This is a genomic window from Gemmatimonadota bacterium, from assembly GCA_016712265.1.
In the GTDB taxonomy this organism is placed as follows: Bacteria; Gemmatimonadota; Gemmatimonadetes; order Gemmatimonadales; family Gemmatimonadaceae; genus RBC101.
The window spans coordinates 16,827-25,856 of the sequence record JADJRJ010000012.1; the positions used below are offsets into that span (position 1 = coordinate 16,827).

Below are 9,030 nucleotides of genomic sequence, written 5' to 3' on the forward strand. Positions count from 1 at the left end.
CGCCGGATCAGCCGGCAGTAACGGTGGTGGAGACAGGGGGCTTCGAGATGGTCCCCGTTCTCCGACCAGCCCTCGGGAAGGGGATCGTCGACCGGGAGCCAGCGGACTTCGAGGAAGTGCCCTTTCGGGAACCTCACTTCACCGCCCGGATTCTCGTCGTCTCGCCCCGGAGGAATGCGTCGATCTCCCCGCATAGACCCCCGATCCGATCCACGGGGATCGCCACATGGTCGGCCAGCGCCACCACCAATGCCGCCGCATAGGCTCGCCTCAACTCGGCCTCATCCACCAGTTCCGCATAGCGGGTGTCGATCGGGTGGAAGGGGACAAGCTCGGTCGTGAGGGTCGTCGGTTCGGGTTCGTCGGTCATGCCGCGCGACTCCCCTTCTCGGCCTTCCGCCGCCGCCACGTCAGGTATTCCGCTCCCTCTTCGACGTCGAACAGGGTCGTGACCAACCGCGGATCGTCATCCTCGAAACGGGGATCGATCACGGTCACGGCGGAGGGGAAGATGTTCTGGTTCGGCAGGCCGAGTTCCTTGCCGTAGTCGTCGATCTGCTTGTAGCCGCCGACCCGGATCGCGTGGGACACCAGCCCCGTCGAGGGATCTTTCAGCACCGCATACCCGGAGGTGTGCTTGTGCCCGCAGGTCAGGATGTGGTCACGCCAGCCCATCGTTGCCGCCTTGACCGGGCCGTGAACGGTGCTCCACATGCTGTGGCCCGAAAAATCGTGGCGTGCGTTGACGCGCACCCCTCGCCCATTGGGGAAGCGAAGATCGATCCGGCATCCCCATGGCTCGACCGGACCCGGGACGGATCGCGCCATCCAGTCCAAAGGATCGCCGTTCCCGGCCCACATATCGTGGTTGCCCTTGACGATGTAGAGCCACGGGATCGACCGGACGAACCATTCGACCAGGCGCCAGGCCGTTCGTGCGGACGTCTCCTGATTGCCGTACAGTCGGGCGAGGCGACCGATCCAGGAATTCTGGAGGTCGCCCACGGTGGCGCCGAGTAGGCAATCCGTCTTTCGGATTACGTCGAGGTGCTTCCGCAGCAGCGGCCAGTTGCAGCCGTCGTCGTCCACATGCGGGTCACCGATATGCACGATCCCGATCGGGCCTTCGCGGTTGATGGTGACCGGGATCAGCCGCCGGGCATCCTCGGCTTCCGCGCGTTTCCCGTAACCCCGGCATAGGCGGTCGATGATCTCTTCAATCGGCACTTCGCCGTCTGGCAAAATGGGGGCGGTGAATGTGGGCTTGGCGGAGAACGCCATCTCCCGTGCCTTTGCGGACCGCACCCGCGATTGCAGGGTTGTTCGCGGCATTCCCATGGCGACGGAGGCGGCAGCGACACTCCCGTATTTCTCGACCGCCGCCAGCGCCTCCCGCGCCTCTGCTTCCGATATCGGAGGGGTTGCCATTCACCACCCCATCAGCCGTTTGACGAATGTCGGGACGATCCAGCCACCGACCATGCCCGCGATGCCGCCGATGATGAGCAACACCTTCCACCCGCCCTTGGCGCTGGCCAGCGTGTCGTCGATCTTCTCCAGCTTCGCCTCGATCCGGGCGAGCCTGTCGTCGACGTGCTCGTCGCGCTGTTTCCGGGATTCCAGCATCTGCCCGATGATCCCCTCCAGGCGGCCTATGGACCGATCGAGGTCCCCATGGGTCGGCTGTGACGCGGACACGGGATCAGGCCCCCTTGTCCGCCCGCTTGCGGGCGATCGCCTCCCAGCCTTGCCCCGTGGAAATCACGCACGCCACCCCATCGGGGCGGATGCCGAGGACGGAATAGGACCCGTCCGGGGAGAGCGTCAGGACGGCGATGAAGCCGCGATCGTCCCTGCCCATCCCTGCCGGGACTTCCTTCGCGTTGTCCTCCAAGGCTTTGAGGATCGCGTCCACGGGAGCGCATGGCGCCTGCTGGGCAAGCGCCGGGGACGCCAGCAGCAGGAGTGCTGCGGCGGAGAGCCACTTCAGCATGTTGAATGCTCCCGGAAGAACGTTTCGGGGATTCCCGGCCCTTCCTCTAGAGGCGGCGGGGCGGTAGGGTGGCGGTCTCAACCTACGGAGGCGGGATGAAATCTCTCGCTCTTGTTGGAGTGCTCGCCGTTGTGGCGGCGTGCGGCCCTAGAATGTCGATCGCGGATCAATGCTCTCAGTACGGGTTCTATGCGGGGACCGCTGCGCACGCGAACTGCCAGATGCAACTGACGATCGCGGATGAGAACCTGCAACAGCAGCGCAGCGCCAATCTCTCGCGGATGGGGATGCAGATGATGCAACCTCCCCCAGTCCCGGCATCCGGGATGACCACCTATCGGATGCCGTCCGGGAACACGATGATGTGTAGCCGGTTCGGGAACATGGTGAACTGTTTCTGACGGTGGCTCTCGCCTACACCAAGACGTTCGCCATCATCGGCATAGGCCAGATGTTGGTCCGAATTCCCCTGACCTACATCGTGGACCCAGTGCCGTTCGCATCGTTCGGCGTGTTCTGGGGCGGCGTGACCGCGACCCTGTTCCTGTTGGTCCTCGGCCCGATCATGGATTTCGGATCGTGGGCGATCTGGAGAGCCAGGATGGGGCGCCGATCACGGTAGCGGGTCGGTCTGGTCCGGCATCCGTGGTGGCGGCGGGTTCATGGCTTTCGTCCCGCCGATGATCCCCGCATCGGTCAGGATCAGACTCGCGATGTCGATCGCCTTCTGACTGGTCGGCGAGAGCAACGTCATCCTGCGAAGCTGCGCCATCCCCTCGGGGGACAGGAGATGGTCGGCAAGCGCAATACGCTGCCCCGGTCGACGAAGGGCGGCAAGCCCCTCTACAACATCGTCTCCAAGGCTTAGAAGCGTGCCCGGGGACGTTGCCTTGCCGATGAAACGGGCCGCCTTGCCGGGCTGCATCATCGCCTGCTGCGCGGCCAGATTGGCGGCCGTAGGCGACCCTTCGGGGAGCGAACGAGCCGCCGCGGTCAACACGTCCATCAGCTTTCCAAAGCTGGTCACAAGCTGCTGGTCGCCGAGCGCCGCCTTGAGGATTTCCTGCTGGTTCCCCGTGCCCCAGACCGATTTGACGAACTTGCCCGGGACCCCGCCGGGCTCGCCCGATGCGTTGATCTGCAAGGCCGTATCAAGGCGATCGGCAAGGAAGGAGCGAACGCCGGCGAGCCATTCGTCCTGCTTCCCAGCCGCCGTGTATAGCTGCCTGATCTTGTGGATTTCCGTTGGGGGGATGTCTTTCGCGGCGTCAAACAGCGCCTCGGCGTAGCGGATCGATGCCGGTCCTTCCTTGTCCAACAACGCCTTGAGTGCGCCATTCCGGGCGTCCTGGATGGGAACGGACATGCTGGCATAGACCTGCGCACCCTGCGCATACCCGGGATGAGCGGACTTTAGAACGTCAGCGAGTTCGGCCTTCACCCCCGCCAGGTCACGCGCGGCGCGCTTCGCAGCAGAGGTTTGCTGTACGTCGAACGCCCCGGACACGATATCGTCGAACTGTTCCTTGACGGAGTGCAACACCTCGTAGTTCCGCAACGGAGCGCGTCGAACGATTTCGTTCCCGGCGGCATCCACGACGCGCTCTTCCTGCGTCAACGCGTTGAGCATCGCACGAAGGCCACGGCCGGTCGGGGTTGCTTCGCCAACCTTCGCAAGTCGGCTTTCGATGTCCTGTAGAACTGGCGAGATATCCGGCTCCACCCCCGACCCGAACGCGGCCTGATAGTGCGGAGAGGCGGCAGCGGTGCGCTTCTTCACCATCCCCGACAGGACGTCATCCGCGCCCTGGCGCAGCATATCGGCGCCCTCGGCGACATTTCGAGCCGGGGCGATACGGTCGAGTTCCGAACGGACTGCCGCCGGCACCTGATTGGTGTTCCGGTTGCGGATGAAGTCGTCGAACTTGTCCGTCGTCTCGGGGAAGGTACGAAGCGCCCGCTCCTGCGCCCGGATGCTGCGAAGGTTCGATGCCTCGCCGACCGAGAGGTCGACACCCCGGCGCTGCGCCTCGTCGTAGAGTTCTCTCCACCGCTGCTGTTCTGCCGGATCACGGGCTTTCAAGCGGTCGTAGGGCTGCACCCCCAGCGGGTTGCGCTGAAGCATCTTGTTGAGGAGAACGCCCGCGCCCTGCCCCGCCGCATTCATCCCGGCCTGACCGGCAGCGTTCCAGTAGTTGAGATTGGTGGGGTCCTCGCCCGCGAAATAGCGGTCGATCGCCTGCCGGGCGAGGTCTGCCCCTCCGGCCGCGACGCCCGCTGCCGGGATGCTCATTCCGGTCGGCCCCATTGCCGCACCGACAACGCCGGCAGCAACCGCCGGAATGGCCGGCCCTGCGCCCGATGCGACCTGATAGCCCGCCCGCATGAACGTATCGCCGACACCGACCCCGCGCCCCATCGTCGGCACTTCGCGGACCAACTGTCCCGTCACCGGATCGGCGAAAATGATGTTGCCGTCCCGGTCCACACCGTATCGCTTCACAGCCTCGTCGACGGGAAGGCTTGGGAAGCGGGCGGCAGCGAACCGACGTATCTGGTCGGCCGTGTCCGGCGCCAGCGAGGCGCGGGCGATCGTCGCCATGGACGCTCCGCGCTCGGGATCGTCCACGATCCCGCCGGCCGTAGGCATGGGACCGGAGTTCCCCGAGCGGGCCTCGCCGGTCGGCTGGTTGAACCCGTCCGCAGTCAATCCGCGCCGGATCAGTTCCTGCGTGACAGGATCGTCGACCGGGGGGCTGGCCGCACCTCCGCTCAGCAACCCGCGACGCTGAAGTTCCGCCTCGATCGGGTCCATTACGGCACCCCCTCAGACCCGGGCGTGGGCGGAGACGCGATGCCGAGCAACTGCCGCCGCCGGGCTTGCAGCGCCACAAGCTGCTCATTGGTCATTTCCGACACCCTTGGGAACAGCGCTTCGATGGCGGCGCGATCCATCGTGCGGATTGCGTCGGGAGCGGGCAGCCCCGCCCCGCCGCCCTTCGGGCCACCAAAATCGAACCGCTTGGGCTTCGGAAGTCCGGAACCCGATTGCGGCTCGCTCGGTGCGGTCTGCTGCTGCTTGCGCATATCGGCATCGGAGGGGGGAAGTTCGCGCGCCGCTCCGCCCGCAGCAGGAGGCGGGCGACCGCCGGATGGCGGGGCGTCCGGCACCGTGAGGCCCGTGAATAGGGGGTTTTTTTCTCGGCCCAGTCGGCGAGAAACACCGACCACCCATCAAACTTGCCCCCGTTCCTGGCGCGATACTCCTGCGCCAGACGGGCGATCTCGATGTTGCGGTTGTTTAGCTTCTTGGCCGTCTCGATCATCAGCTTGCGGCCGGGTTCGGTCGTTTCCAGCCCCGGAACCATGGACTGGAGGAACTGGCGGTCCGCATCGGACATGGCGCCCGGCATCCCCGCGCCGCCGGCCGGATTGCGAAGCGTCAACGCGATTTCGTTGGAAAGCGCGTTGGCGGCCTCGGCCTGTGCGACATCAGCAGCCTTGCCGAAGATCGTCGGAGCGTTGTCACCGAGGACAGTTCGAAGACCCTTCTGCAACTCCATCAAGCGACGGCGTGTATTTGCCGGTCTGGACGCCTTCAAGAAGCTGGTTGAGGCGGTCAAGACGGGCGTTGCTGCGAGGCGCCTCCGCTGCGCCCGACTGAATTTCCACCCAGGTCTTGGCGTCGGCCTTCGCCAGTTCGACGTTGAAGGCCGTCTCGGCCTTGTTGTCGATATTGACCGTGGCCCCGCCACCGACACGTTCGGCGTACTTCCGGCGGAGTTCCTGCGCTAGGGGGCCGTTACGGTCGATCCCCAGTCAACGCGGGCGCGCTCGACCTCGCCCCCCTCGCCCGACCCGCCAGCGCGGCCTCGTATTCCTCCGGAGTGATCCGACCGGCACGGAGATCGGACTGCAACTTACCGACATCGGACATCGGCTTGTCCCCGCCGACCTGCTGCGTCTGTCCCGTCTTCTTGTTGTAGAGCACGCCATCGGACATGGCGTATTCGCCGCCGTCCTTCTGGTCGTACTGCGCCAACTGCATTCCGAGCTTGAAGCGGTCGAGGGTGTCCTGGCGGGCGAGGTTCTGCCCCTGAGTGAGGGTCTGGTTGCCGGCCTGTAGCCCTGCCCCCAACCCGCCGAGGAAGTCGGGGGAGCGGGACTGCATCATGGCCGCCCCGGCGTTGATGAGGGCATCCGCCCAGGGTCGGCCCTCCCGCTGCGGCATCAGTTGTGATGCGATCTGGAGATAGGGGGAGAGTGCGGATAGTCCCTGTCCGGGCTGGCGGTCGGGGAGGGCGGAGACGCCAGCCGGCTGCATCTGAGCGACGCGCTGGCCCATCCGCGCCACGTTGGCGATGCCCTGGTCGACGTCGTATTCGGGCTGCTGCATCGTCGGTTCCTTCGTCGGCTTCGCGCCGGACCAGCGCCGCGCGTACTCCGCCGCCACCTCGGCGACCGTGCGCGGCATGGTGGCTTCTTCGTCGCGGTAGAAGATGCTCGGGTTGCTGGACGCGACCTTAGGGCGGAACAGCGACGCGGCAGGCGTATTCGGATCGGCCCCGAACAGTTTCTGGGCGTCGGGCGTGCCGAGAGCCCATGCGGTATAGAGTTCGGCCCCGGTCGGCTCCCGGCCGAGCGTCCGCCGCAATGCTGGAACAATTTCCCGTTCCATCAGGACTTCGGCCGCACGCTTCTGCTTCGCGTCGTCGTCGATATCCTCGGGCGTAAACCCGAGATCAGGATAGTTCCGCAGCACGCCCTTCCAAGTGTCGGGCATGAAGTGCAGCAGCCCTCGGGCGCTGCTCATCGGGTTGGATCGGAACCGACCCCCGCCGCTTTCGAGGGTGGCGAAACGGCCGAGGACGTCGGAATACGCTCCGCCCATCAACTCGTCGTCACCGCTCCCCCATGTGAAATCGGGAAGGGCGGATAGGCCGAGCATCAGAGATAGCCCCAATCCCCAAGACCGAGATCATCGGTCCATCCACCCATGCCGAGATCGTCCGTCCAGTCGCCGCCGATCCCCCACACGTCCGTCCCGTCATTGACGAGAAGGCCGGAGCCGACGTCGCTTCCCGTCCCGCTCAGACCGCTTCCACCCGTCAGCCACCCGTTCCTGCCGAACGCCCCGGTATTGCCGAGGATGCCGGCGCCTGCGGTGAGGCCGCCCAGAATCTGCGTCCACAGGTTCGGGTCCGGGGTCTGCTGGGTCGTTGTCGATGCCCGGCTCAGGCCGTTGCCGTTGACGATCCGGCTCAACTTATCGAGCTGGGTCCACGGGTAGTTCTGCTGCTCCTGCCAGTCGGAATAGGCGATATCCGCGCTCCGCTGGGCGAGGGAGCGATCGAGCGATCCGATCCCGAGCAGGGCATCGACGTCGCGATAGGCGTTCGTCGAGGCGGAGTTGCCGAGGTTGCCGAGAAGCTGGGCGGCGCCAAGCTGCTGCCCCAGCGCGGACAGCCCCAATCGCTGCGCGTCGAGACCCGAGGACTGGTTGGCGAGGGCGGCGCGGAGAAGCGAGTTCTGGTTCTGCGCCGCTGCCTGCAACCCCATCTGCGCGGTGCCGAGGTCGGCCTGAAGCAGACGGTTCGCATCCCCCTGCCAGACCTGCTGGGCGTTGGCATAGTTCTGCATCCGGGACTGGTTCGTCAGTTCCCCGGCCTGCCGCGCGACTTGCGTCGATAGGTTGCTGTCGTAGAGGCCCTGCCGCGATCCCCCGAACGCGCCGCTCTTGGCAAACCGGGCATCCGCATTCGCCTGCTGCCGTGCCGCGGCGTCTTCCAACTGCCGGACCGCCGACTGCGTGACAAGGCTCTCATACGGGTTCATGTAGCGCGAGATATCCGCCTGCGGGAACATCTGCGCGCCGATGACCTGCGAGGCGATCATGGGCGAGGAAACCCGCTCGAACGACGGGTTCGTCATCCCCCCGGCAGACCCGAAAATCTGCTGCGCCATCGCCTGCGCTTGGGAATTGGCCGGCTGCCAGTTCCCCTGCGCGTTCTGCACCCCCTGGAACGCCTGCGTCTGATACTGCGACAGCGGCGCCACGCGGGCATACGGATACGCTTCGTAGGGGGTGTTCTGGTAGACGTTCATTCCCTCCGACAGGAGGTATTGAAGCGCCGAGTTGAGCGTTTCCGGGAGGGTGGTCGTCTGCGTGGTCGTCGGCATCGGACGGCCTCCTCAGTTCCCCGCCTGCTGGGCGTACCAGTCGAGGCCCGTGGTTCCGTCCCCGACCACCGGCATCGGGTTGTAGACCTTGGGCTGGGACGGGGCGGTGAATGCCGGGGGCTGTTCTGCGGGCATGGTCTGCCCGTAGACCTTCGGCCCGGTCGGCGGCATGTATTTCGGGCCGGTGGGGGCGGCGTACGGTTCCGGCGTTCCCCACTGTTTCGGCCCAGATGGCGGCATGTATTTCGGGCCCGTCGGCATCGTGTAGGAGGGCTGCGTCGGGCCGTACTGCTTCGGGCCGCTCGGAGGATAGAACTTCGACCCGGTGTTGACGGTCTCCATCTGGTAGGTTCGGCCTCCGTCGTAGGACGTCGGCATCCTCGCCAGCGCAGGCGCATCAGGTGTCGTGTTGAACCGCTGCCCGTAGGGCAGTGGGCTCGTCGGCTGCTGGCCGGTCATACCCCACAGGCCGCCCATCGGCATCGGCCCGTCGCGACCGACGCGATAGGCGAGATCGGACGAACCGCTATCCGGCATCGGAAAGCGGCTCAATTCGGGTGGATAAAACGCCCCGACCTGATACGCCATATTTGACGGACGCCCCATAATCGCGTCACGCGCGTTGCCGGCAAGGTTTGGATTGTTCAGGTAGTGTGCCAAATCTGGGCGCCCCATCGGCATCGGCCCGCCCGCCCCCGGCTGCGGCAGACTTCCGATCCCGCCCACGCCCTGCTGTTGGCGCTGCTGCATGATCTGCATGATCTGCTGGAGAACCCGCGGGTTCGTCTGGGCGAGGTTCTGCAACAGCGCCCCGATGGAGGCGCCCGAAGACTGGTTCCACATGAGCCTATCCCCCG

The 9,030-nt window shown here is 65.8% G+C and carries 12 protein-coding genes; 3 read left to right on the forward strand and 9 right to left on the reverse strand.

Going from position 1 to position 9,030, the window contains the following annotated elements:
- Positions 1 to 133: 133 nt before the first annotated feature.
- Genes IPK85_02460 through IPK85_02475 form a run of 4 tightly spaced genes read right to left on the reverse strand, consistent with a single transcriptional unit; the run spans position 134 to position 1,993 of the window.
- Entirely contained in the window at positions 134 to 370 is a 237-nt protein-coding gene (locus tag IPK85_02460; GenBank protein MBK8246261.1) for a hypothetical protein, read from the reverse strand.
- Positions 367 to 1,428 (reverse strand): metallophosphoesterase, encoded by a 1,062-nt coding sequence (locus IPK85_02465; protein MBK8246262.1) that lies wholly within the window; start codon positions 1,426 to 1,428, stop codon positions 367 to 369. The genes IPK85_02460 and IPK85_02465 overlap by 4 nt, the downstream gene beginning before the upstream one ends.
- Complete coding sequence (locus IPK85_02470) at positions 1,429 to 1,698, reverse strand: hypothetical protein (GenBank protein ID MBK8246263.1); 270 nt, start codon at positions 1,696 to 1,698, stop codon at positions 1,429 to 1,431.
- A 4-nt stretch (positions 1,699 to 1,702) separates the two neighbouring features.
- Positions 1,703 to 1,993, reverse strand: a complete 291-nt coding sequence (locus tag IPK85_02475) for a hypothetical protein (GenBank protein ID MBK8246264.1) — start codon at positions 1,991 to 1,993, stop codon at positions 1,703 to 1,705.
- Between the two features lie 95 nt (positions 1,994 to 2,088).
- Between IPK85_02475 and IPK85_02480 the strand changes: the two genes are divergently transcribed.
- A complete protein-coding gene (locus IPK85_02480; protein MBK8246265.1) occupies positions 2,089 to 2,394 on the forward strand; it encodes a hypothetical protein in 306 nt (101 codons plus the stop codon).
- A gap of 2 nt (positions 2,395 to 2,396) precedes the next feature.
- Entirely contained in the window at positions 2,397 to 2,615 is a 219-nt protein-coding gene (locus tag IPK85_02485) for a hypothetical protein (GenBank protein MBK8246266.1), read from the forward strand.
- On the opposite strand, the gene IPK85_02490 is transcribed toward IPK85_02485, so the two are convergent.
- Both IPK85_02490 and IPK85_02495 read right to left on the reverse strand, forming a co-directional pair.
- Positions 2,607 to 4,808: a hypothetical protein gene (locus IPK85_02490; GenBank protein ID MBK8246267.1), complete on the reverse strand. Its 2,202-nt coding sequence runs from the start codon at positions 4,806 to 4,808 to the stop codon at positions 2,607 to 2,609. The genes IPK85_02485 and IPK85_02490 overlap by 9 nt on opposite strands.
- Positions 4,808 to 5,080 (reverse strand): hypothetical protein, encoded by a 273-nt coding sequence (locus IPK85_02495; GenBank protein MBK8246268.1) that lies wholly within the window; start codon positions 5,078 to 5,080, stop codon positions 4,808 to 4,810. The genes IPK85_02490 and IPK85_02495 overlap by 1 nt, the downstream gene beginning before the upstream one ends.
- Before the next feature lie 222 nt (positions 5,081 to 5,302).
- On the opposite strand from IPK85_02495, the gene IPK85_02500 reads away from it, so the two are divergent.
- The gene (locus IPK85_02500) at positions 5,303 to 5,788 is read left to right on the forward strand and encodes a hypothetical protein (GenBank protein MBK8246269.1); all 486 of its coding nucleotides are present in this window, start codon (positions 5,303 to 5,305) and stop codon (positions 5,786 to 5,788) included.
- Between the two features lie 7 nt (positions 5,789 to 5,795).
- Here the strand turns inward: IPK85_02500 and IPK85_02505 are convergent, their stop codons facing one another.
- From IPK85_02505 to IPK85_02515, 3 genes are read right to left on the reverse strand one after another with little or no spacing between them, the layout of a single operon-like run.
- Positions 5,796 to 6,941 carry a hypothetical protein gene (locus IPK85_02505; GenBank protein ID MBK8246270.1) on the reverse strand — a complete coding sequence of 382 codons (1,146 nt, stop codon included), beginning with the start codon at positions 6,939 to 6,941 and terminating at the stop codon, positions 5,796 to 5,798.
- A complete protein-coding gene (locus IPK85_02510) occupies positions 6,941 to 8,173 on the reverse strand; it encodes a hypothetical protein (GenBank protein ID MBK8246271.1) in 1,233 nt (410 codons plus the stop codon). The genes IPK85_02505 and IPK85_02510 overlap by 1 nt, the downstream gene beginning before the upstream one ends.
- 12 nt (positions 8,174 to 8,185) lie before the next feature.
- On the reverse strand, positions 8,186 to 9,016 hold the full coding sequence (locus tag IPK85_02515; protein MBK8246272.1) for a hypothetical protein: 831 nt from the start codon (positions 9,014 to 9,016) through the stop codon (positions 8,186 to 8,188).
- Positions 9,017 to 9,030: the final 14 nt, after the last annotated feature.

Excerpts from the sequence above, each read along its gene's own strand:
- IPK85_02460 (MBK8246261.1), bottom strand. The coding sequence starts at position 370 with ATGACCGACGAACCCGAACCGACGACCCTCACGACCGAGCTTGTCCCC.
- IPK85_02465 (MBK8246262.1), bottom strand. The coding sequence starts at position 1,428 with ATGGCAACCCCTCCGATATCGGAAGCAGAGGCGCGGGAGGCGCTGGCG.
- IPK85_02475 (MBK8246264.1), bottom strand. The coding sequence starts at position 1,993 with ATGCTGAAGTGGCTCTCCGCCGCAGCACTCCTGCTGCTGGCGTCCCCG.
- IPK85_02480 (MBK8246265.1), top strand. The coding sequence starts at position 2,089 with ATGAAATCTCTCGCTCTTGTTGGAGTGCTCGCCGTTGTGGCGGCGTGC.
- IPK85_02490 (MBK8246267.1), bottom strand. The coding sequence starts at position 4,808 with ATGGACCCGATCGAGGCGGAACTTCAGCGTCGCGGGTTGCTGAGCGGA.
- IPK85_02495 (MBK8246268.1), bottom strand. The coding sequence starts at position 5,080 with ATGCGCAAGCAGCAGCAGACCGCACCGAGCGAGCCGCAATCGGGTTCC.
- IPK85_02505 (MBK8246270.1), bottom strand. The coding sequence starts at position 6,941 with ATGCTCGGCCTATCCGCCCTTCCCGATTTCACATGGGGGAGCGGTGAC.
- IPK85_02510 (MBK8246271.1), bottom strand. The coding sequence starts at position 8,173 with ATGCCGACGACCACGCAGACGACCACCCTCCCGGAAACGCTCAACTCG.
- IPK85_02515 (MBK8246272.1), bottom strand. The coding sequence starts at position 9,016 with ATGTGGAACCAGTCTTCGGGCGCCTCCATCGGGGCGCTGTTGCAGAAC.